General features: G+C 68.8%; 24 protein-coding genes and 1 pseudogene. 13 read left to right on the top strand and 12 right to left on the bottom strand.

Annotated elements, in window-relative coordinates; genetic code table 11:
• Positions 1-417: 417 nt before the first annotated feature.
• Positions 418-744 (top strand): MarR family transcriptional regulator, encoded by a 327-nt coding sequence (locus ACWCPN_RS13675; protein ID WP_451205125.1) that lies wholly within the window; start codon positions 418-420, stop codon positions 742-744.
• A 232-nt stretch (positions 745-976) separates the two neighbouring features.
• Here ACWCPN_RS13675 and ACWCPN_RS13670 read toward each other — a convergent pair whose 3' ends face one another.
• The 7 genes from ACWCPN_RS13670 to ACWCPN_RS13640 all read right to left on the bottom strand — a co-directional run bounded on the left by ACWCPN_RS13670 (position 977) and on the right by ACWCPN_RS13640 (position 8,439).
• Positions 977-1,933 carry an ABC transporter substrate-binding protein gene (locus ACWCPN_RS13670; RefSeq protein ID WP_451205122.1) on the bottom strand — a complete coding sequence of 319 codons (957 nt, stop codon included), beginning with the start codon at positions 1,931-1,933 and terminating at the stop codon, positions 977-979.
• A 138-nt stretch (positions 1,934-2,071) separates the two neighbouring features.
• On the bottom strand, positions 2,072-2,941 hold the full coding sequence (locus ACWCPN_RS13665; RefSeq protein WP_199213316.1) for a MurR/RpiR family transcriptional regulator: 870 nt from the start codon (positions 2,939-2,941) through the stop codon (positions 2,072-2,074).
• Between the two features lie 156 nt (positions 2,942-3,097).
• Positions 3,098-4,390, bottom strand: a complete 1,293-nt coding sequence (locus ACWCPN_RS13660) for a cyanophycinase (RefSeq protein ID WP_451205119.1) — start codon at positions 4,388-4,390, stop codon at positions 3,098-3,100.
• A gap of 158 nt (positions 4,391-4,548) precedes the next feature.
• Positions 4,549-5,769: a M20 family metallopeptidase gene (locus ACWCPN_RS13655; protein WP_451205117.1), complete on the bottom strand. Its 1,221-nt coding sequence runs from the start codon at positions 5,767-5,769 to the stop codon at positions 4,549-4,551.
• Positions 5,766-6,518, bottom strand: coding sequence for an amino acid ABC transporter ATP-binding protein (locus ACWCPN_RS13650; RefSeq protein WP_451205291.1), 753 nt, complete (start codon positions 6,516-6,518; stop codon positions 5,766-5,768). The genes ACWCPN_RS13655 and ACWCPN_RS13650 overlap by 4 nt, the downstream gene beginning before the upstream one ends.
• Positions 6,519-6,526: 8 nt before the next feature.
• Entirely contained in the window at positions 6,527-7,486 is a 960-nt protein-coding gene (locus ACWCPN_RS13645; RefSeq protein WP_451205114.1) for an amino acid ABC transporter permease, read from the bottom strand.
• A gap of 2 nt (positions 7,487-7,488) precedes the next feature.
• Positions 7,489-8,439, bottom strand: coding sequence for an ABC transporter substrate-binding protein (locus ACWCPN_RS13640; protein WP_451205112.1), 951 nt, complete (start codon positions 8,437-8,439; stop codon positions 7,489-7,491).
• 347 nt (positions 8,440-8,786) lie between these two features.
• Between ACWCPN_RS13640 and ACWCPN_RS13635 the strand changes: the two genes are divergently transcribed.
• Together ACWCPN_RS13635 and ACWCPN_RS13630 are read left to right on the top strand one after the other, a co-directional pair.
• Positions 8,787-10,220, top strand: a complete 1,434-nt coding sequence (locus ACWCPN_RS13635; RefSeq protein WP_451205110.1) for a pre-peptidase C-terminal domain-containing protein — start codon at positions 8,787-8,789, stop codon at positions 10,218-10,220.
• A 265-nt stretch (positions 10,221-10,485) separates the two neighbouring features.
• Positions 10,486-10,971 carry a DUF6328 family protein gene (locus tag ACWCPN_RS13630; RefSeq protein ID WP_451205107.1) on the top strand — a complete coding sequence of 162 codons (486 nt, stop codon included), beginning with the start codon at positions 10,486-10,488 and terminating at the stop codon, positions 10,969-10,971.
• A gap of 100 nt (positions 10,972-11,071) precedes the next feature.
• Here the strand turns inward: ACWCPN_RS13630 and ACWCPN_RS13625 are convergent, their stop codons facing one another.
• Positions 11,072-11,821: an SDR family oxidoreductase gene (locus tag ACWCPN_RS13625; protein WP_451205104.1), complete on the bottom strand. Its 750-nt coding sequence runs from the start codon at positions 11,819-11,821 to the stop codon at positions 11,072-11,074.
• 193 nt (positions 11,822-12,014) lie between these two features.
• Between ACWCPN_RS13625 and ACWCPN_RS13620 the strand changes: the two genes are divergently transcribed.
• Complete coding sequence (locus ACWCPN_RS13620) at positions 12,015-13,058, top strand: hypothetical protein (RefSeq protein ID WP_451205102.1); 1,044 nt, start codon at positions 12,015-12,017, stop codon at positions 13,056-13,058.
• 98 nt (positions 13,059-13,156) lie between these two features.
• On the top strand, positions 13,157-13,336 hold the full coding sequence (locus tag ACWCPN_RS13615; protein ID WP_451205099.1) for a hypothetical protein: 180 nt from the start codon (positions 13,157-13,159) through the stop codon (positions 13,334-13,336).
• Between the two features lie 323 nt (positions 13,337-13,659).
• Here the strand turns inward: ACWCPN_RS13615 and ACWCPN_RS13610 are convergent, their stop codons facing one another.
• Positions 13,660-14,112 carry a MarR family winged helix-turn-helix transcriptional regulator gene (locus ACWCPN_RS13610; protein ID WP_392294027.1) on the bottom strand — a complete coding sequence of 151 codons (453 nt, stop codon included), beginning with the start codon at positions 14,110-14,112 and terminating at the stop codon, positions 13,660-13,662.
• 501 nt (positions 14,113-14,613) lie between these two features.
• Here ACWCPN_RS13610 and ACWCPN_RS13605 point away from each other — a divergent pair.
• From ACWCPN_RS13605 to ACWCPN_RS13590, 4 genes are all read left to right on the top strand, one after another.
• Positions 14,614-15,519 carry an NmrA family NAD(P)-binding protein gene (locus ACWCPN_RS13605; protein ID WP_451205096.1) on the top strand — a complete coding sequence of 302 codons (906 nt, stop codon included), beginning with the start codon at positions 14,614-14,616 and terminating at the stop codon, positions 15,517-15,519.
• Positions 15,520-15,618: 99 nt separating this feature from the next.
• The gene (locus tag ACWCPN_RS13600; protein WP_451205093.1) at positions 15,619-16,092 is read left to right on the top strand and encodes a VOC family protein; all 474 of its coding nucleotides are present in this window, start codon (positions 15,619-15,621) and stop codon (positions 16,090-16,092) included.
• 314 nt (positions 16,093-16,406) lie between these two features.
• On the top strand, positions 16,407-16,889 hold the full coding sequence (locus tag ACWCPN_RS13595) for an allene oxide cyclase barrel-like domain-containing protein (protein WP_451205090.1): 483 nt from the start codon (positions 16,407-16,409) through the stop codon (positions 16,887-16,889).
• Between the two features lie 98 nt (positions 16,890-16,987).
• On the top strand, positions 16,988-17,401 hold the full coding sequence (locus tag ACWCPN_RS13590) for a hypothetical protein (RefSeq protein WP_451205087.1): 414 nt from the start codon (positions 16,988-16,990) through the stop codon (positions 17,399-17,401).
• A gap of 163 nt (positions 17,402-17,564) precedes the next feature.
• Here the strand turns inward: ACWCPN_RS13590 and ACWCPN_RS13585 are convergent, their stop codons facing one another.
• Positions 17,565-18,215: an FMN-dependent NADH-azoreductase gene (locus ACWCPN_RS13585; protein ID WP_451205084.1), complete on the bottom strand. Its 651-nt coding sequence runs from the start codon at positions 18,213-18,215 to the stop codon at positions 17,565-17,567.
• Between the two features lie 227 nt (positions 18,216-18,442).
• Here ACWCPN_RS13585 and ACWCPN_RS13580 point away from each other — a divergent pair, with 227 nt between their 5' ends.
• The gene (locus ACWCPN_RS13580) at positions 18,443-19,102 is read left to right on the top strand and encodes an MSMEG_1061 family FMN-dependent PPOX-type flavoprotein (protein ID WP_392403663.1); all 660 of its coding nucleotides are present in this window, start codon (positions 18,443-18,445) and stop codon (positions 19,100-19,102) included.
• Positions 19,103-19,133: 31 nt separating this feature from the next.
• Here the strand turns inward: ACWCPN_RS13580 and ACWCPN_RS13575 are convergent, their stop codons facing one another.
• Together ACWCPN_RS13575 and ACWCPN_RS13570 are read right to left on the bottom strand one after the other, a co-directional pair.
• Entirely contained in the window at positions 19,134-19,346 is a 213-nt protein-coding gene (locus tag ACWCPN_RS13575) for a hypothetical protein (protein ID WP_451205081.1), read from the bottom strand.
• A 15-nt stretch (positions 19,347-19,361) separates the two neighbouring features.
• Positions 19,362-19,640 (bottom strand): annotated as a pseudogene (locus ACWCPN_RS13570) (SRPBCC family protein); the annotation flags it as partial.
• A gap of 123 nt (positions 19,641-19,763) precedes the next feature.
• Between ACWCPN_RS13570 and ACWCPN_RS13565 the strand changes: the two are divergent.
• From ACWCPN_RS13565 to ACWCPN_RS13555, 3 genes are all read left to right on the top strand, one after another.
• Positions 19,764-20,030: a hypothetical protein gene (locus tag ACWCPN_RS13565; protein WP_451205078.1), complete on the top strand. Its 267-nt coding sequence runs from the start codon at positions 19,764-19,766 to the stop codon at positions 20,028-20,030.
• A gap of 203 nt (positions 20,031-20,233) precedes the next feature.
• Positions 20,234-20,686 (top strand): phospholipase, encoded by a 453-nt coding sequence (locus tag ACWCPN_RS13560; RefSeq protein ID WP_451205075.1) that lies wholly within the window; start codon positions 20,234-20,236, stop codon positions 20,684-20,686.
• A 74-nt stretch (positions 20,687-20,760) separates the two neighbouring features.
• On the top strand, positions 20,761-21,549 hold the full coding sequence (locus ACWCPN_RS13555; protein ID WP_451205072.1) for a D-Ala-D-Ala carboxypeptidase family metallohydrolase: 789 nt from the start codon (positions 20,761-20,763) through the stop codon (positions 21,547-21,549).
• Positions 21,550-21,561: the final 12 nt, after the last annotated feature.

Genomic DNA, 21,561 nt, shown 5'->3' with positions numbered 1-21,561 from the left:
CCCGGCCGTCTGCGCGTCACCGTCCGTGACTCCTCCCCCACCGCGGCCCGGCTGCGGGTGTCCGACCCGTAACGGCGGCGGACCTGGCCTGCACCTGATCACCCGCCTGTGCGAATCAGCAGCACACCGCCCCCGTAGCCTCCGTGGCCTGGTGACCGGCCGCTCGCCGACCGTGGACGGCACCGTGGTGCAGCCAAGGGGCACTGTCCAGTGCATCCGGTGCGCGAGCGCAGGTGGAAGAGAGGTCGACAAAACGTGCTGCGTTCCGGCACGGCCCTCATCGGTGGGAGGCTGCGGCCGGCGGCCTGCGGCGGTCGGGCCTGGATTGCCGGCCTCCTCGCAAGCTTCGTGACGCAAAGGCAGAATATGGTAAATGATCACCCTGCCAGGTGGGGGTTTCTCACCAACCACGCCCACGTGTTCCTGGCTGTCGCACGCGACCCCGAGATCCGTTTCCGCGACATCGCCGCCGTCTGCCACATCGCCGAACGCACCGCCCAAAGCATCGTCGCGGACCTGGAGCGGGCTGGATACCTCAGCCGTGAGCGCCGTGGACGGCGCACGCGTTACACGCTCAGCCGGGACGGCCTGCTCCACGATCCGGCGGGCGCTCGAATATCAGTCGGGCAACTGCTGGACGTCTGCTTTCCGCATCAGCGCACCGCCGACGATCCTGGACAACGCACGGCAGGGGCTGGCGACCAGTCTCTCGCTGCTTCGCGGCACCGTGACGGGTTGCGCTGACTGATAGCGGTCGCACACACCTGAAGCGACGCCCCGGCGGATCCGTCGCTGAAATCTTCAAATTCAGCCGTCCCGCTCATAGACTTCGAAGGCGTTGACGGTGAGATTCTTGACCGCCGCAGACTGGGAATTGGCGACGAAACCAGCCGCATCGCGGACCAGCACCTCCGGCCCGCCGCGGCGGCGGGGCAAGGCGTGGGACGCCGGCGCCCGAGGGCGTCCTCGCCTACCGTCAGAGACCGGCGTTGACCGTGGCCTTGGGAATGGCGATTCCCGGCACATGGTATTTCTCGAGGATCTTCATGTAGGTGCCGTCGTCCATCAGGGACTGAAGCGCCGCCTGTACCGACCTCGCTAGCCGGGGGTCGGTCTTGGAGATCCCTATGCCCATGGGAGAAGGGCTGTGGGGGCCCACCGCCTTGTCGCCCGTGACAGTCGCGAACGTCTTCCCGTCGTCCGTGGTCGAGGCGACCCAGGCGGCCGTCACCTCGTCGAGGTAGTCCGCCACGACCCGTCCGCTGCGCAGCGCGAGCTGGGCCTCGGAGTCCTTGGCGAAGGCCAGGACCTTGATCGGGGGACGACCGGCGGCCTTGCAGGTGGCCTGGCGTTCCTTCAGGAGCTGTTGGTGATTGGTCCCGCTCTGGACTCCGACGGGCTTTCCACAGACGTCGGTGATCTCGTCCAGCCCGGTGGGGTTGCCCTTCTTGACCAGCCAGCCAGGGCCGGCGTTGAGGTAGTCGACGAAGTCGACCGCCGTCTGCCGTTCCTTCTTGTCGGTCATGGCCGACATCACCACGTCGAACTTGCCCGCCTGTACGGCGGGAAGCAGCCCGTCGAACTTCTGCGGGGAGAATGTGAACGTAACGCCGAGCCGTGCGGCGATGGCGCGGCCCAAGTCGTAGTCGATCCCGGTCATCTGCCGGCTGCCCGCTTGGGTGAACATCTCGAACGGCGGGTACGGCACATCGGTCGCCACCTGGACCACCCCCCGCTCGCGAATGGGGGCGCTCAGGCCGGCGTGCAGCTTCGGGTCTGTCTCCACCGTCACTCCCGGTATCACTTCGGCGGACGTGGCGGCGCCGGATGGCCGGCCGGCCTCTTCTGCTCCGCCGCAGGCGGTCAGTGCAAGCGAGCCGGCCAGCAGCAGCGGCACCGAGACGCAGGTGCTCAGGGTGAGATGTCTGGGCATGACGGTTCCTTCCATGGAGGGGCGCACGACGGCCGGGCCATGAGGTACGGCCGGGCGTGTGCTGCGGGCTCTGCGTGTGGTGCGCCGGGCGACGGGGTGAGGGAGTACCGGGTGTCGAGCGGACCCGGCGGATCGCGGTCAGACCAGGCCGATCCGCTGGGCGATGTCCTCTCCTTGCCGCAGGCGTTGGTGCGCGGCCTCACCGAGCGACACGATGACCGATGCGACGACGGTCTCGATCACGGCCATGGTCGGGACCAGGCTGTCGTACGGCGAGGGCGACGTGACCTGGCTGGGCAGGACGACCTCCGCGTGCGCGGTCACCGGGGAGAGCCACGTGTCGGTGAAGAGGACCACCTTGCCGCCCTGTTCTCGCAGCAGTTGGGCCATGGCGACCTTGTCGTCCTCGTAGCGCCGGTAGTCGAACACGACCAGCACGTCGCGTCGTGTCAGCGCGGCCAGGGCGGCGGTGCGCTCGACGTCGCGGTCGGGAAGGAAAGCCACGTCGTTGCGCAGTTGCATGAGGTGGAGGCCGAGGTACTGGGCCAGCAGGTGGGTGAACCGGCCACCGGCGAGGATGATCCGTCGCTTGGGGTCGGCGAGGAGCTGGGTGGCCCGGTCCAGGTCGTGCAGCGGGAGTTCGGCGAGGGACCGGGTGAGCGCGGCCGCGAACAGCCTGCTGCCGCTCGTCAGCAGCGGTTCGTTGGCGTCCGCCTCGTCGGACCGGGTCAGGGTGGCCGATTCGTAGAGCGCCAGCGGCGAGGCGCTGCGTTCCTCGAGTTCGTCGCGCAGGGCCGCCTGAAAATCCGGGTAGCCGCGGAAGCCGAGGCGTCCGACGAACCTGAGGACGGTCGGTGCGCTCACCGCCGCGCGTTCGGCGATGGTGGCGATGGTCTCGAAGCCCGGCGCCGGATACCCCGCCAGCATGACTCGACCGACTTTGCGTTCTGCGGGACTGAGCTCACCCAGCTTGAGCCGGATTTCGTCGGCGAGCCTGCCAGAAGCCATCGAGATGTTCCTTTTCCGAGCCGGGAGGGCTTTGTCCGTGGAGCCTATGGGGCAGGTGAGGGGCCGGAGCGCCCGCCGGAGGACCGCGGCCCCTCCAGGGGCAGAGGGCTCCCTGGTCCCTTTCCAGGGGCCCTTTGCCCTGTCGGTGCGGTGCCGTCAGTTGGGGGTGATGGACACGGTCATCCCGATGAGGGTGTCCGCTTTCCTGCCGTCGTCCGTCAGCGGGGTGAAGTGCCTGTTCTTGTCGAAGGTGACGGTGAACCGTGGCCCGGACTCGAACGTGGTGGCGGTGGCCTGCCGTTGCCCCGCGGACTGCGCGAGGGCCCGCGCGGTGCCCAGGAAGCTGTAAGGGACGCCGTTGTCGTTGGCGAGGGAGTAGAAGACGTCGTGGTTCGCGGGCACGGGCGTACGGTCCTGCGGGTGGAGCCGCTTCTTGTCGGATGCCGGCCGCACCCGCCAACGGCGCGGCTCGTAGCGGTCTCCGTCGGTGAGGTAGTCGTAGGCGGCGCCGGTCAGCGACCAGCCTCCGTCGTGTCGGGTCACGCGAGCGTGCCGCAGATCGAACACCGCGAGGCCCTGGGGGCCGACCACGCGCATGGTCTCGTCGGGCGAGCCGGGGTGCTCGACGACGAGAGCGGTGTTCTCCTCCAGCGCGTAGACCCGGTGGTGGCCCGTGTCGGCGGCCAGGCGCAGCGAACGGCCCTCACGTCCGCTGGTGCCGGTATGTGTGTCGAGCAGCCCCGAGCGCAGGAAGCCGAAGCCGCCCTCGGGCAGGTAGCCGAGCTTGGAGGCGTCATCGAAGTAGCCCGGCGCGCTGCCGTCCCGCAGAGCCTCGTAGGAGTCGCCGCCGGTGATCATGTCGGCTCCGGCCGCGATCTGGGCACCTGCGCTCGACCCGGCCACCACCGCGCCGTCGGCGAGCTTGGCGCGGATGGCGGCCAGCACCTTCGAGTCGGTGTGGGCGGAGCCGTGCAGCAGGCTGGTCACGTACCGGTACTGGTCGCCGCCGCCGAAGAAGAAGCCGGTCATGCTGTTGACCTGGGCGACGACACGGTCGGAGTCGGCCTCGGTGACGTGGTCGATGTCGACGGGGATCCATTCTGCGTCGGCGGCACCGTGGCGGGTGAACAGGTCGGCGTAATAGGCGCCGTTGCAGGCGGAGTTGGAGCATGTGGCCGGGTCACCGGCGTTCGGGTCCTGGCTCTCGGGCACGGAGGCGGCGGTCAGCACGCCGATGCGCGCGTGCCCCTTGCCGCCGGCCCGGTCGATGATCTCGCCGTACACCTGGTCGTTGTCGTCCTTCAGCCCGCCGCCGACCAGGACGAGCGACCCGGCGGAACGGTGTCCGGCGGCCGGGTGTGCGACGGCTGCCGGAGCGGCCGCCAGAGCCAGCAGGAGCGCGGTGCTTCCGGCCAGGACGGTGCGACCGGCTCTGTGCGGGGTGCGCATGAGGTGCCTCCAGGAAGTGTGCGGACGTGGGTGAGGTGCTGTCGGGGCGGGCTGTTCGAGAGCGGCTCCAGCGACGGCTGGAGGGACTGCTCCGGTGCCCGGGGACGACGGCACCGGCCGGCGAAACGCAATTGCCGTCGGCGGCCGGATCCGTCGCGTCAGCCGGTGGGAGGTTGCTCGCAGCCGAGTACGGCGATGAGCGAGGCGAGCAGGGCGACACGGCTGACGACTGTCGTGGTGTCCAGCCACTCCTGCGGGCTGTGATCCCCGCCGCCGACCGGTCCGAGCCCGTCCAGAACGGGCACGCCCATGCCGGCGATCAGGTTCGCGTCACCCACTCCACCGGTCGCGGCGGCCCCGATGGACAGTCCCAGTTCCTCCCCGATGGACTGGGCGGCCCGCAGGATTCGCCGCGAGGCCGCGGTGTCCTCCATCGGCGGGCAGAGGTCGAGTTGCTCCACGGACACGGTGGTCCCGGCGACGACAGGGCGCGCGGCGAGATCCTCGATCGCCCGCCGGGCCTGCTGGATGCCTCGCGTCGTCGCCGAGCGGACCTCGACGTGCAGTTCTGCCTCGGGGCAGACGATGTTGATGCGTGTGCCGGCGCGCACCATCCCGACGTTGACCGTCACGTCGTCCCAGCGGCCGTTGAGCCCCTGCAGCGCGACGGTGAGGTGAGCCGCCGTCAGCGCGGCGTTCGCACCCCGCTCCGGTTCGATGCCGGCGTGGGCGGCGCGCCCCGTTACGGTGAGCCGGAAGTCGGCTACGCCCTTGCGGGCGATCACGACGTCGCCGTTCTCGCGGGCGCACTCCAGGGCCAGCGCGTAATGCATCCCGTGCGCCGTCTCCTCGGTGAGGGGACGGCTCGCCGGGGAGCCGATCTCCTCGTCGGGCACGGCCAGGAACACCAGCTCGGCGTAGTCCTGGAAGCCCGCCTCGTCGAGGATGCGCAGCGCCGTGAGACCGGCGACGAGGCCGCCCTTGTCGTCGCTCACGCCCGGCCCACGGGCGTGCGAGCCGACCAGACCGAACGGCCGTGCCGCGGCCGTCCCGTCCTCGAAGACCGTGTCCGAGTGACCGACGAGCAGAATGCGGCGGCCGCCGTCCTCGACGGAGAGCGCCCCCTTCTTCCGCGCCACGATCAGGTCACCGGTGCCGTGGGTGCCGATGGACGGCGGGGTGAGGCGGCGGGTGTCGAATCCGAGGGCCCGCAGCCGGTCGCCGACGATCTCGCCTACGCGGTTGACGCCCGCGGGGCTGTACGACCCGGAGTCGATCGCGACGAGTTCGGCAAGTTCCCGCAGGTACCGGGGCTGGTGGGCGCGGGCGAGCGTCAGCAGTGCGGCAGTGTGCGGCCGCTGACGGACCGAGGCGCTCACAGGACCTTCGAGAGGAATCCGCGGGTGCGTTCCTGCTCGGGGTCGACGAGTATCTGCTGAGGGTGTCCGGCTTCGACGACGACACCTTCGTCCATGAAGACGGCGGTGTCACCCACCTCGCGGGCGAAGCCGATCTCATGGGTGACGACGACCATGGTCATGCCGTCGGCCGCGAGTTGCCGCATGACGTCCAGGACGTCGCCGACCAGCTCCGGGTCGAGTGCGGAGGTCGGCTCGTCGAACAGCATCAGCTTCGGTTTCATGGCCAGGGCCCGGGCGATGGCGACTCGTTGCTGCTGTCCGCCGGAGAGCTGCGCGGGGTAGTGCCCGGCGCGGTCGGCGAGGCCGACCTGCTCCAGCAGGCGCATACCGTCCTCCCGTGCCTCGGCGCGGCTGACGCCGGCGACGCGTACGGGCGCCTCGGTCACGTTCTCCAGCGCCGTCAGGTGGGGGAAGAGGTTGAAGCGCTGGAAGACCATGCCGATGTCGCGTCGGCGGGAGGCGACCTCCCCCTCACGCAGTTCGTGCAGCCGGTCGCCTTGCCGGCGGTAGCCCACGAGTTGGCCGTCGACGGACAGCCGGCCGCCGTCGACCGTCTCGAGGTGGTTGATGCACCGCAGGAACGTGGATTTGCCCGAGCCCGACGGGCCCAGCAGACAGCACACCTCTCCCGCGCCGACGGTCAGGTCGATGCCCTTGAGGACCTCGAGCTTCCCGAAGTGCTTGCGCACACCCTGTGCGTCCACCATGGGCGTGGTCATCGCTGTGACTCCTTCTTCACGCGGCCCAGCGAGACGGCGCCCGCGAGCATGCGCTGTACGGGGGACACCCGGCCGGCTCCCGAAGTGCCGCGGCCGTAGCGCCGCTCCATCCAGGCCTGCGGGATGCTCAGCAGGCTGACCAGGGCCAGGTACCAGATGCTGGCGACCACGAGCATGGGGATGACCTGGTAGTTCTGCGCGTACACGTCCTGGATGTTCGACATCAGGTCGTGGGCCGCGATGACGGAGACGAGAGCCGTCATCTTCAGCATGTTGATGGTCTCGTTGCCCATCGGCGGGATGATCACCCGCATGGCCTGCGGGAGGACGATCCGGCGCATGGTCAGGGCGGGACGCATGCCGAGCGAGTGAGCCGCCTCTGTCTGTCCCGGGTCGACCGACTGGATGCCGGCGCGCACGATCTCGCTCGCGTACGCCGCCTCGTTCAGCCCGAGTGCCAGCAGAGCCGCGACCGCCGGGGTGAGCAGGGAGTTCGTGTCGGCCTGGACGAACGTGATGTCCGTGAAGGGGATACCGATCAGCACCTTCTTGTAGAGAGCCGCGGCATAGCCCCAGAAGATGATCTGGACCAGCAGCGGCGTCCCCCGGAAGACCCAGACGAACAGGGAGGAGAGTCCGTACAGGACGGGGTTGGTCGACAGACGCATGACCGCGATCAGGGTGCCGAGCACCAGACCGAGGGCCATGGCCGCGGCGGTCAGCCACAGCGTCGTCGCCAGGCCGTCGAAGATGAGCCCGGCGAAGAGGTAGTGGCCGATGACATCCCAGTGCAGGTTGGCGTTCTTGGCCAGGGAACCGATCAGTCCGCCGACGGCGGCCACGGCCGCCACGGCGGCGACCCAGCGGCCGTAGTGCCGCACCGGCACGATGTCGATGTCCGCGGAGGCGGAGTCGCGGTGCGGTGAGGCACTCACAGGCGTGGAGGTGGCGGGCATCGTCAGTCCACCGCCGCGTTGCGGGTGGCTTCCTTGACCGCGATCGAGGCGACGCCGTACTTGTCGAAGATCTTGGTGACGGTCCCGTCGTCGATGAGGGCCTGGAGGGCCTTCTGCACCGCCCCGGTCAGTTCCGGCAGCTTCTTGGTGACGGCGATGCCGTTCGGCGAGGCGTTGTAGCCGCCGGGCGCCTTGGGGTCCTCCACCAGCTCGAAGGCCTTGCCGCCGTCGGCCGTCTTCGCGGTCCAGCCGGCGGCGGGCTTGGTCAGCACGTCGGCGACGACCTTCCCCGACCGGAGCGCCAGCTGCGCGTCGGAGTCCTTGGGGAAGGTGGATATGGCGATCTTCGGCTTGCCGGCCGCGGCGCAGTCGGCCTGTGTCGCGGTGAGCAGCTTGAGCTGATTGGTCGCGGCCTGCACGGCGACCGGCGACCCGCACAGGTCGGTCAGGGTGGTGATCTTCTTGGGGTTGCCCTTGGCGACCAGGATGCCGGACCCGGACTGGGAGTAGTCGACGAAGTCGACGACCTTCTGGCGATCCTTGTTGTCCGTGATCGCCGACATCGCGGCGTCGAACTTGCCTGCCTGCAGGGCCGGCACGATGCCGTCGAACTTCTGCGGGGTGAAGGCGAACTTCACCCCGAGCTTCGCGCCGATGGCCTGACCGAGGTCGTAGTCGAGTCCGGTGAGCTCCTTGCCGCCCTCACTGACGAACATCTCGAAGGGCGCGTAGGGGACGTCGGTGGCGACGCGGACCGTGCCGGACTTCTTGATGCCGGCGGGCAGAGCGTCGTGCAGGGCCTGGTCCTTCTTCACCGTCACGCCGGCGACCTTCGCGGTGCCGGCCGACGCGGCCTCGCCGGTGTCCGACCCGTCGTCGCAGGCACTCACCGTCATCAGCGCCACGACGGCGGTCGCGACTCTGATCACGGTGCGGCGGGAGGAATGTGACATCACGATCGGTCCCTCTCGGAAGTACTGCCGGGGAAGGTCTGTCCTCTCCCTCTGACAAGGCAGGAAACTACAGGTGTCCCGAGACCTTGCATAGATGTAACGCCAATTACATCCCCGCAGCCCCATCCCGCTGCCGCAAAAAGTTGCTGAATGCCCGTTTATATTGCGATTTGGATGCGCCGATAGAGCCATCCCGCCGAATTCGCACTTACATCTTCCCGTAACAAGACACTGCTTGTATGTTCCGCTACTGCCGACTCGCCACGCTGCTGTCGGTCCGTCAGAAGGCGATGCGGGGAGGCGCGTTCCTCCCCGCACTCGTCTCTTCCCGCAACCCAGGAGCACCGATGACCTCACGCGCGCTGAGCAGGCCCCTCGCCTCGCTCCTTGTGATCGCGGCCGCCGCCACCACCCTCGCCGTCACCAGTGACCCCGCCCACGCCTCCGCCGACCGCATCCGCCTCGGCAGCGCATCGGACGTCAGCCGATCGAGCTGGTCCGGCCCGGCCTTCACCATGAACGGCGCCGGCAGTGTCGTCGGCGGCTCCATGACGAGGGCGATCGACGCAATCCGCGGCAACACCGGAAGCCTCGATGTGGTCGTGCTGGCCGGCTCGGCGCCCACATCGGGCAGCAAGACGCCCGAGTGCGACACGATCACCGGGCTCTCCGGCGTCAACTCCTGTACCACCTGGACGCTGACTGCCGCGTCCGACGGCAACAACAGCCAGCTGAACAGTGACATCCGCAACGCGGAGTTCGTCTACTTCGCCGGGGGCGACCAGTGCCGTTACGCGGCCTGGAAAGGCACCTCTCTCCAGGCCTCCGTACAGTCCGTCGTCGCCAAGGGCGGCGGCTCTGGCGGCGGCAGTGCCGGGCTCCACATCAACAGCTCGATCGTGTACGACGCCTGCACCGCGAGTGCTACCTCGGCCACCGCGCTCGCCAACCCCTACGACAAGTCCCTCACGTTCACCACCGGCATGTTCAACTGGCCGAACTACGGCGACACCATCAACGACTCGCACTTCGTCGCCCGCGACCGCATGGGTCGCACCATGGCGTTCGTCGCGCGCGCTATCAAGGACGGCCTGACCAGCCAGGGCAAGGCGTGGGGTGTGGGAATCGACGAGGGCGGCAGCTCCCTCTACATCGACAAGAACGGGCTGGCCACACTGTTCGGCAGCGACGCCTACGTCGTGCTCGGCGACCACCAGCCGGAGCAGGCCGTCTCCGGCAAGCCTCTGACCTTCTCCGACTACAAGATCTGGCACCTCACCAGCGGCCAGACATTCGACTTCAAGAACCGTCCGACTTGCGGCTATTACCGACGCAGCGTCAACAACGGCGTCGCTGACCCCAACCTGTACAGCGGCACACCCGATACCGGTTGCGGCACCTCCGGGGGCGGCACGACGGTCGGCGAGAGCGAGCCGAACGACTCCCGCTCGGCCGCCGACGACCTCACGTCGAGCACTCCCCCAGTGACCCTGACCGGCGCCCTGAGCACCACGTCCGACCGGGACTACTTCAAGTTCACCCTGGCCTCCGGCAGGACCGCGTCCATCTCCTGCGCTGTACCGGACGCCTACGACGCGGACGCCTATCTCCTCGACTCGACCGGAACCACGCTCACGAGGTCGGTGAACGACGGCCGGGGAAGCGACGAGTCCCTCACGTACACCCGCACGGCCTCGGGCAGCGGGACGTACTACCTGGACCTCGAGGCCTATGCCGGTTCTGGCTCCGCCACGTACGCCTGCGACCTCAGCACGGTCTGACTGCGACCAGAGGCCGAGACCGATCGCGCGCCGCCGGAAACGCAGCACCGCAGCCCCGGTGCCTGGGACGATGCGGTTCGCTCCTGCTCCTGAGCCGTTGGCCTGGCAGCGGCGCGTACCGCAAAGTTCGGCGGTCACCGGCCACACCGGAACGATCCGTCTCCTAGCCACCTTTGAGTCGCTGTGGCGGCGTTGTCGTCCCACGCGTACACCGTCGTGCATCCCGACCTGTTTGCGCGATCATATGAGCGGCTATCCGGAGTCCATGACTGATACGGAGAGACGAACCGGGCGCGACGAGACCGCGGAAGAGCGCGCCGACCGCAAGTGGGGCGAGCTCATCCAGGAGGTCCGCGTGGCGCAGACCGGCGTGCAGATCTTGTTCGGGTTCCTGCTCACCGTGGTCTTCACCCCCAAGTACGCGGAGCTGGGCCACGTCGAGCAGGTCATCTACATCGTCACCGTGGTCCTAGGCGCCTGCGCCACGGGGGCCCTCATCGGACCGGTGTCGCTACACCGCCTGGTGTCCGGGGAGCAGGTCAAACCCGAAGCCGTACGCCTCGCATCGCGCCTGACCTTCGTCGGCCTGCTCCTGCTGCTGGCAACCATGGTTTCCTCGCTCCTGCTCGTCCTGCGGGTCGCCACCCACAACGCCCTCGTACCCTGGCTCGTCGGAGCCGTGCTGCTCTGGTACTTGGCCTGCTGGTACGCCCTGCCGCTCTGGGCGCGCCACCGGCACGCTGACCGCTGACTCCGGCGCGCCGCCTCACATCTGGCCGACTGGCCATGGCCGTTGCCGCAGAACAAGTTCTTGGGCCCCGCCCGCTGATGCCGTGACTGATGGCGCGCGATCAGCGGGCGTTGGCGAGCCAATCGTCGAAGGTGGTTGGCGCGATGCGGGCGTCCTCGCCGGGCAGGAGGACGTTCCCGGCCGCCTCCGGCCCCAGTACCGAGGACCATGTCGGAACCAGCTTGACCGTGTGTCCACGTGCGCTGCAGGTGCGGCGGGCCATGTCCACCAGGTCCTGCGGCTCCGGGCCGGCGACGTCGCGGTGGCGCCCCCGCGGTGTGCCCGTGACTGTTTCGGCGAGGATGTCGGCCACATCCGCGGGTGCGATCGGCTGGACGAGCAGCGGTGGGATACGGGCGACGCCGTCCTCTTCGGTCCAGCTGGTGACCGTCGCGGCGAAGTCATGGAACTGAGTGAAGGGAACGATCGTCCACGGCACCGGGCTCTCGGCCACGAGGCGCTCCTGCTCGCGCTTGCCGGCGTAGTGCGCGTTGCCTTCGAGCCGGTCGATGCCGACGATCGAGAGCAGTACGTGGTGACGGACACCGGCTCGCTGTTCGGCGGCGAGCAGATTGCGGGTGGCGGTGCCGAAGTACGCGACCGCATCGTCTCGGTCGGCTGCCTCGTAGCTCGTGGCGTCCACGACGGCGTCGACGCCCCTCAGAGCGGCGTCGAGACCGTCCCCGCTGATCAGGTCCACGCCGAGCGAACGGCTGATACGCACCACTTCGTGCGCGGCCTGCTCCAGGGCGCCGGCGGTGCGGGCTCCGATGTTTCCGGTTGCTCCGGCCACGGCGATGCGCATGGTCATCTCTCCTCTGTCTCTCGTTGGTCTCTCGCGCCATCACTCAGCTTTCCCTGTTGTCGGCATCCGCGCGTGGTGGTCACTCGCTGTCCGAGGCCTCCACTCGCTTGCCGCTTCCACAATAGGAGCATATGCTCTTATCTCAGAAGCGGCCCCCGCCGGGACCGCTCCCCGCGTTCTCCGAGCAAAAGGTTGTGCCATGGCTATCCCCACTGGATCGGTCTCCGCCGAGCGGCAGCGGACGCACCCCGCGGGTGTGGAGCAGACCCACAGACAGGGGCAGGGGGCTCTTCGGCCACCCGTGACGGCGTGGCTCCAGCCGTTCCTGATCTCCCTGATCGTGGTGGCCGCCTTCATCGCGTGCTACGTCGGCCTTCAGCGCGACCCACAGCCCCACCAGGTACCCATCGCCGTCACCGGATCCACCCTGCCGGGCGAGATACAGCAGGCCCTGGGGAACGCCGTCACGGTCCACCCCAGCTCGGACGCCGCGACGGCCCGCCTCGCACTGGAGCGGCACGACGTCGTGGCCGTGCTCGGTACCGCAACTCCCGGCCACCTGAAGCTGGAGATCGCCGGAGCCGCCGGCGCGTCCACCACGTCGGCCGTGAGCACACTGGTGGGCGCATACGCCCGCGGTGCCGGCGCGCACGTGACCACCGCGGACGTCGTCCCTCTGGCAAAGCATGACGCCCGGGGCCTGGCCGGTTTCTATCTGGCCTTCGGCGTGAGCCTGGCCGGCTTCGTCCTCGGTTCGAACGTCCTCGGGCTGACCGGCGTCATGCGCCTGCGCCACCGGTTCGTCCTGCTCATCGGCACCTCCGCCGCCATCGGCGCCGTCGGGGCGCTCGTCGTGGGCCCCGCGCTGGGCGCCACCCCGGCCCCACTGGCACCGCTGATCTTCGTCCTCGCCCTGCTGGCCGCCGCGACGGCGTTCACGACCACGCTCATGGGTGCCGTCCTCGGCCCGATCGGGCTACCGGTCACCACGCTGCTGTTGCTGACCGTCGGCAACGCCACGAGCGGCGCGGTCATCGGCGCCGACCTGCTGCCCGCCGGGGCCCGAGCGGTTTCCGCCCTGCTCCCGCCCGGAGCGGCCGTGCGGGGCATCGCCGATCTCGGCTACTACAACGGCTCACACCTGAGTGGCCCCGTGATCACCCTGGCCGTGTGGGCCGTCCTCGCCGGGACCCTGCTGAGCCTGAGTCCCCGACTCACGCGACGTCGAGCAGCCGTCGTCTGACGTCATTCGAAGCCCCCGCGAGTCCTTTGCCGGAGCCCGGTCGCCGACCGGGGGGAAACGTCGAGCGCGGCGGGAACGCCGCGATGAGGAGAGCAAGCATGGAACACGAACGCACATCCGCCGACGCGAGGGAGCGGCAGCGCAGTCCGCGGTTCTCCAAGCTGCCGGAACGCATCCGGCTCGAGGAGACCGTGGAAGTGCGTCCACCCGTCACGCACGACTCGGCGAGCGGGGTCTACAACCCGGATTGGTGGCTCATACGCATGGGGGGCCTGTGACCTGCCGCCCCAGCCGCCTTGGATGGTCACCCGTCCAGGCCACTGAGACCGCCTATCGCACCGGCTGGCGCCCTCATGGGAGCCGCAGCACCGCGCTGTCGTGACGCCGCCGCATCGGTCCCGAAAGAGGCTGCCGTGAAGTCCCAGAAGATCCTCGTCCGCCTGACATCGATCGCAGCCGCCGGAGCGGTCGCGGTCGGATGTTTCCTTCACATCTTCTAGCCCAAGATCACCTGTTCGCCACCCGCACCCAGGCTCGGCTCCAGGATCTGCGACACGAGGTGAGCCGGCGCCGGCCGATTCGATGCTCCGGTTGTCGCCGTCTACTCGGCCCAGGGGTGGAATCCGGTGTCCAGGACGTCTTCGAGAGCGGCGCGGAGCCGCGCCGCCTTCTCACCGCCGAAGCTCTCCTCGAATTCGGACTGCACGGTACGCCAGTAAGGGAGGGCGGCTGTCATCCGGGCGAGGCCATCGGGGGTGAGGGTCACGATGCGGGCACGGCGGTCCGTCGGCGACGGTTCGACGATGACCAGGCCCTCGCGAGCAAGTGGTTTGAGGTTGCTTGCCAGGGTGGTGCGGTCCATCGCGATCATCTCGGCGAGGCTGCTGATGGTGATCTGCTCGTGCCTGCTCAGCTTCTGGAGGATGCTGAACTGCGTGGCGCGCAGGCCCGTCGGAGCGAGCGCCTTGTCGTAGGTGGCGCTGAGATACCGGGCCGCCTTACGCAGAGCCAGGTTGTTGCAGGAACTGGTGGCGTCCTTCTCGGTGCCGGCCATGCTCTCCTCCAGATACGGAATTCAAGGTACGAGTATATGCCCCTAACTGTCGGGAGGTCGCCCCCGGCGACTGAGCACAGCGCGCTTTCGGCGCGGCGGGAGACGGCGCCTTCCCCGTTGGCCGCGACTACCGTTTCGCCGGAGCGTAGGCTCGAACAGCGCCGAAGCAGTCGTCGGAGGCGGGAGTCCGGCCGCCAGGTTCGTGAGCGACATTCACAATCCGAGGATGCTCCCCCGGGTACTCGAATGCGGGGTGTCCGCTCAAGAGTGCGCCGTGATCGCCTGGGGACACGTCCACCCGACAGCGGAGGAGAACGCCTTGCGCCTCGAGAATTAGGAGCATATGCTCTTAATTATCAGGAGGGGGCTCAGCGAGTCCCTCCTGCTCCGCCCGCGACACCACCCAGGCAGGCGCCGCCGAGACGGCCGCGCTCCCGATTCCGGCCGCGGATGCGATGCGATTGCGATCTTGTCCAGTCACAGAGAAGGAGAGGCAGGCTTATGGCTGTCGGAGACCTCGCCCTCGTCACAAGCGCGGGCGGCGTGGGCCGCAAGGTCCTCGAGACGCTGCGTACGTGGGACGTACCGGTGCGTGTCATGGTCCGTCGGGACGACGAGCGTGCCGCGCAGTTGCGGGCACTCGGGGCTGAGGTCGCCCTCGGTGACCTCACGCGCCCCGAGACCGTCGCGGCCGCCCTGGAGGGCGCTCGAAGCATGTACTTCGCCATGCCGGTATCACCGGACCATCTGCTCGCCGCCACCGTCGTGGCGAGCGTCGCCCGGGAGTACGGCGGGCTGGACGCACTTGTGGACATGTCGCAGATGACCGTGTCGCAGATGACCGCCACCAGCACCGCGGAGTCCCGCCAGCAGCGGCTGCATTGGCTTGCGGAGCAGGTGTTCGACTGGTCGGGCGTGCCGGTGGTCCATATCCGGCCCACGTCTTTCCTGGACAACCCCCTGTTCACCACGCTGCCGGCGCAGACGATCCGCAAGAGGGGCACGATCGAGCTGCCGTTCGGAACGGGCCGCACCTCGCCGATCGCCGTGGACGACGTCGCCAGGGTGGTCGCCACCGTACTGCGCGATCCCGGCCCCCACCGCGGTCACGTCTACGAGCTGACCGGCCCACGCACGGTCGACATGACCGAGATGGCCGAGGCCTTTTCGAAGGAGTTGGGCCGGCCGGTCTCGTACGTGGACGTCCCCCTGGAGCAGTGGCGCGAGGAGGTGCTCTCCACGATCGGTCTGCCGCCGCACGTCGAGCAGCACATCGTCACCATGTGCCGCCTGCATCAGCAGAACAGGTACGACCGGGCTTCGGACGACGTCGAGCGCCTCACAGGTACGCCGGCCCGGACGATCGAGGAATTCATCGCGGCACGCAGGGACTTCTACCTGGCTTGACATCTCCCCGGGGGATCGCCGCCGCACGGGGTGGCGACCACCACTGCCCCTCGTCCCGCGCCGAGTGCGCGTACGAGGACAACGAAAGTGATCAGAGAAGTGAACTTGAAACTAGAGCTTCTGGTCCTGCCGGTCTCGGACGTCGACCGTTCCAGGGCTTTCTACGAGAAGGCCGGATTCCGGCTCGACCTCGCCGCGGACATCACCGAGGACTACCGGGTGGTCCACCTCACGCCGCCGGGGTCCGAGTCATCGATCATCTTCGGGCACGGCCTCACCACGGCCGCCCCCGGATCGACTCAGGGCCTGTACCTCGTCGTCGAGGACATACAAGAGGCCCGCGCGGACCTGGTCGGCCGTGGAATCGAGGTGAGCGAGGTGTTCCACGACGACAAGGGCCTCTTCTTCCACGGCCACGATGCCGGAGACGTCGTCCACGGCGGTGAGGGCCAGGGACGAATCGCCGGAGCGCACCCCGAGCGTGCCAGCTACGGCTCCTACGCCACTTTCAGCGACCCGGACGGCAACGGCTGGGTGCTCCAGGAAGTCACGCAGAGGTTCCCTGGCCGATGACCGGCCTCCGGACGGGCCGAGAGCGCGCCCCTCCGGCCGGCCCGCCTCGATCCGCCGGCCCGCCCGACGTTGGAGGCGCGCCCGGCAGCCTCACCGCCGTTCGAGAGGAACAGCTCATGGCAGTCGTACGAGCCGCCGCTGTACGGATCAGCCCCGTGCTCAGCAGTCGCGTCGGCACGACGGCCAGGATCGTGGTCGCCAACGACGACGTCGAGAGCGTCCTGTTCGTCTGAGCATCCGGATCGCCCCTCCCGGCGATGCGATGTCCCGGCGGGCAACGACAACACATGTGCGAACACTTCAGGAGGCGCTTCATGCGCAAGCTCCACCTACGCCCACTCCTCTCGGTCACCGCGGCCGCCGTGGTCCTCACCGGCGTTCATCTGGCATCGGCCAGTACGAGCAGCGCACAGGGCGCACACCAGCGTGCGGAAACCATCCAGTTGGTCGCCAAACAGACCCAGTCCCACACCGTCGACACCGGCCGGAAGGGGCCCAGCCTCGGTGATCAGCTGATCACGGCCGAAGACCTCTACCAGGACGGGAAGAAGGTCGGCGACCACGCCGTGGTGTGCACCTACGTGCACATCGGTCCGGACGCGCTCCAGTGCCTGGGCACCTTCGCCCTGCCTCGGGGGCAGATCACCGGACAGGCTCTGCTCCACCTGCCCTCCCACTCCCCCGTCGACGTCGCCGTCACGGGCGGATCGGGCACCTACAACGGCGCCGGCGGTTACGTCCACACCGTTCCCGCCGGCACCACGGAGAGGCACCTCACCTTCCACATCAGCCGCTGACCCTTCCAGCCTGCTCGCATCCGCCGGCTGGTGTGACAGCGGCCATCAGCCCACCCCGAACACGCGTCCCCAGGGCGGAACATCAAGGAAGACACGTCATGACAAGCACGGAAGACAGCGGAACCGATCGCCAAGAGCTGGACTACTACCCGTGGTGGCTGGACGAACTGGCCGACGACGCCACCCTGGAGGGCGCCGCGATGAACGGCACGGCGCGCGGAGCGAAAGCGGTCCGGACCATCGTGGTCAAGGCTCGCGAACTGTACGAGTTCCAGGACTTCAGTTACGCCGGAGACTTCGGCGACAAGGGTTTCCTGGAGATCTACGACGCGTCGGTCCAGGGCGAGCCTTTGAAGGTCGTCGTCACCGTCACCCGCAACGCGGCGGGGCAGGCCCAGGATCTCGCGGTGCTCCACCGGCCGCGCCACTCGCTGCTGCTCTTCTCCCGACTGATGCACGAGAAGTTCGCCGGCACCCCGCTCGCCGAGTACTTCCTCTCCGACGGCTCCTGAGACACACGTCCGTGGCCAGGTCCCGACGACGGCGTCAGGTTCGCCGAGCGCGGCGACAACCAGGCCTGGCGCTGGGCGTGCCCGCCACCGGCCCTGACCACCCGAGGAACTGAGCGTTCGCCGTGGCGTCCGGAACGTCGAAGGGCCACGCCGTCCACCGCAGCTAGGCGGTCACACGGATGGCCAGTTCCTTGGCCTGGGACGCGGCGACCGCGAGGGCTTCGGTGCGGGAGGCCTCGAAGAGCGGAACCAGATCGGCCATCGCCGGGACGCTCGGGGCCAGGGTCAGCTCTGGGACGATGAAGCTGACGTTCAGACCGAGACCGCCGCCGAGGGCCTGTCGCAGGTAGCTCTCCACGTAGTCGTTGCCGTACTGGGGGGTGCCCTCCTGGTACGAACCGCCGCGGCTGGTCACGACGACCGCCGGCTTGCCCGCGAGCGAGGGGTGCTCGGTGATCGCGGTACGGCCCACGGCGAAGACATGGTCGATCCAAGCCTTCAACGTCGAGGGGATGGAGTAGTTGTACATCGGGGCGCTGAGGAGGATCACGTCCGCCGCCTCCGCCTCCTCGATCAGCCGGGCGCGCAGCGCGAAGGCGTCCCTCTCCTCGGGGGACCGGTCGGCGGGGGCGACGTACCCCGCGTAGTAGGCGTCGGCCCGCAGGTGCGGTACGGGGTCGGCGTCGAGATCCCGGTAGATCACCGTGCCGTGAGGATGCTCGCTCTCCCACACCTCGCGGAAGGCGGCCGTCACCGCGCGGGAGTGCGAGTTCTCGGCGTTGAGGGAGGTGTCGATGTGAAGCAGCGTGGCCATGTCCGTCTCCTGGATCTCAAGGGGAGGGCTTCCGTCGACCGGCCGCCCCGTCATGTCCGACAGCCTGCTTCCTCAAGCATGGTTGAGGTCCAGAACTTGTGATCCACATCACCGATCCCCCGGAGTCCTGGGGTGGCCCGTACTGCCCCCTCCTCGCGCGGCGTCTCGATGCCCCTGCAGTCGCAGGACCAACATCAACAGCGATGCGGCCCGCTAGGGTCAGGTGCATGACGACACCCCTTGCCAGCAGTGCCTTCGACGCGCTCCGCCTCGACGCCGTGTCCGACGAGGAGGCTCTGCGCCGGGTCTACGATCTTCCCGGCGCCGCGGCCGTGCGCAAGCAGATGACCGAACTCACCGATCAGACACGGCGGTTGATCGCATGCTCTTCGTTGGTCATGGTCGCCAGCGCGGACGCCGAGGGCAACTGTGACGTCTCCCCGCGCGGCGGCCCCGCCGGGTTCGTAGCGGTCCTGGACGAACGGACGTTGGCGATACCGGACGCGACCGGCAACAAGCGTCTGGACACCCTGCAGAACGTCATCGCCACCGGACGGGCCGGGCTGCTGTTCCTCATCCCGGGGCGCACCACGACGCTCAGGGTGAACGGCCGGGCATGCGTCTCCACCCGCCCGGAGTTGCTGTCCCAGCTGACCGCCGTGGGCAAGCCGCCGGCCAGCGCGCTGGTGCTCGGGATAGAGGAGGTCTACCCGCACTGCCCCAAGTCGCTCCTGCGCAGCGGGGCGTGGAAGCCGGAGCAGTGGCTGCCGACAGACAGCCAGCCGACCTCGGCCGAGGTGACGCTCGCCCAGTTGCGGATGCCGGAGCTGACGATCGCCGACATCGAACGGGCAGAGGCGGAGTCTCTGAAGTACCGCTACGAATAACAGGACGGCGTCCCCACCGGCGCGGTGATCCTCATCGACCACGCCGTCCGCACCGACTGCACGGTGGAGGGCTGCCGAGGGCCAGGTCGGGCGAATCCGTCAGCACCCCGCGGACCGCGAGGCCGATCTGGCCGATCTGGCCGATCTGGCCGATCTGGCCGATCTGGCCGATCTGGCCGATCTGGCCGATCTGGCCGATGGCGAACGGGCGGCCGAGAACGCCGCCCGCGGCCGCCTGCCCCATTGTTGTCCGCGGTGCTCAGACTTCGCCGCTCCACCCGCCGGTCTCGGTGCCGCCGCGGGACTCGATGAACCCCTTGAAGCGCTTGAGGTCACCAGTGGCCTGCCGCTTGACGAGGCCGAGCTTGTCCCCGACGGTTTCGGCCAGGCCCTCGGGCTCGTAGTCGAGCTGCAGCATGATCTTGGTCGTGTGGTCGTCGATGTAGTGGAAGGTGACGACGCCGGCCTGGTGCGCCTCCCCACCGATGGAGCTCCAGGCGACCCGCTCATCCGGAATCTACTCGGTGATCTCCGCGTCGACGGCGTGGTTCAACACGTCCTCGGCCGCCTCAGCCGCCATGTGCGCAGCGGACCGGCTGCTGGAGTAAGGGCTGAACTGGGGGCGCTCGCCCCGACGCCGTGCACAGCGGGGGTGTGGAGGGTGACTGCCGACTACGCCAAGGACGACCGGCGCACGGCACTGCCCGTCTCCTTCCGCGAGGACCTCGACAGCGTCGCGATCTCCCTGTCGGTCACGAACCGCCGCCTTCAGGCCGCGTCACCCCGCCTGGATGCCGCCACCCGCGAGGACATCGTCTACGTCACCGCCCGCGCGTCAATGGCCTTTGACCTCGCACACCTGCCGGCGGCCCGACGGGAGCTCGAGCGCCTTGAGGCGATCGCACGGCACTGGGGCGTGGAGCCCTGACACTTCGCCGGCCGCCATCCCCGGCCCGGGTGCACTGATCAGCACACTTGGAGGATCCGAATCGCGCTCCGGGAGGCGCCGACCTGTAAGGATTTCACCACTCGGTAAGCGCCGGGGGGTTGGCAAGCCCTGTTGATGCCTCAATCATCTTGTCATGAACCTGCGAACCGACTGGCGGTTCGCGGCCTCATGGAGGTGTTGCGATGCACCGAAGACTCTCCGTCGGCCTTTCCGCCTCTGCCCTGACCGTCATCACCGTCGTCGGCACCGCGACCGCCGCCGACGCCGCGCCCGCGGACAAGTCCCAGGTCCTCGCGAGCTGGACCCAGACCAGCGCGTCGAGCTACAGCACCTGGGCCGCCGCTCGCGCGAACCAGGCCGCCTGGTCCGCCTACGCGTTCGACTGGTCCACCGACTACTGCTCCAGCTCCCCGGACAACCCGTTCGGATTCCCCTTCTCCATGTCCTGCGCCCGCCATGACTTCGGCTACCGCAACTACAAGGCCGCAGGCACCTTCAGCGCCAACAAGAACCGCCTCGACAGCGCCCTCTACGAGGATCTCAAGCGCGTCTGCCTCAACTACACCGGCGGCACCAGGACCGCCTGTGACAGCACGGCATGGACCTACTACCAGGCGGTCAAGGCGTTCGGCTGAGACCCACCTGCGCGCCGGACGGCCGGCAGCGGCAGGGATCACCAGGACCGAGGTACCGCGGAAAGGGATGTGGCATGGCGGACTTGAACGCCGCGGGGAGCGCGGACGACGGCATGCGCCGTCGCACCTTCCTGCGCGGCGCGGCAGGCTGGTCGGCAGTGGCGGGGACGGCGCTTGCCGTCGGTGTGGGGACGGCGGGCCCGGCTGCGGCGTACGGCTGGACGCGCACTCTCCAGCAGGGTATGAGCGGCGCCGACGTGACGGAACTGCAGGTACGCGTGGGCGGTTGGGCGGCATCGGGCGCCCAGCAGACCTGTGTCGCCTGGGACGGCGCCTTCGGACCGGCCACCGAGAGCGCGGTCAGGCGGTTCCAGTCCGCCTACGGCCTGACGTCCGACGGTGTGGTCGGGCCGCAGACGCACAGCATCCTGAACAGCCTGGAGAGCAGCGACGGTTCGTCCGCGCACTTCGACTGGAGCGAGTTCTACTCCAAGGACGGCTCGGGGTTCGGTGGCGGCAAGGTGAGCGCCACCCAGGTCAAGGAGAACGTGCGCCGCCTGATGTACAAGCTCGAGGCCGTACGCAAGAAGGCCGGCGACAGCTCGATCACCGTCAACTCCGGCTTCCGCAGCATCGCCCACAACTCCTCGGTGGGCGGTGCCTCCAACAGCATGCACGTCTACGGAGTCGCCGCCGACATCGTGGTCGCGGGCCACACCACCCTTCAGACGTACAAGATCGCCGAGACCTGCGGCTTCTCCGGCCTGGAGGCCTACACCCACTCCTGGCAGCACACGGACAGCCGGGTTCAGTACCCCTCGTACGGCTCCGGCTCCTGGTGGTGGGAGAGCGGCGTCGTGTGATTCCTCCCCCCG

The organism is Streptomyces sp. NPDC002386 (genome assembly GCF_053593175.1).
This window is presented reverse-complemented; position numbering and strand designations above follow the sequence as displayed.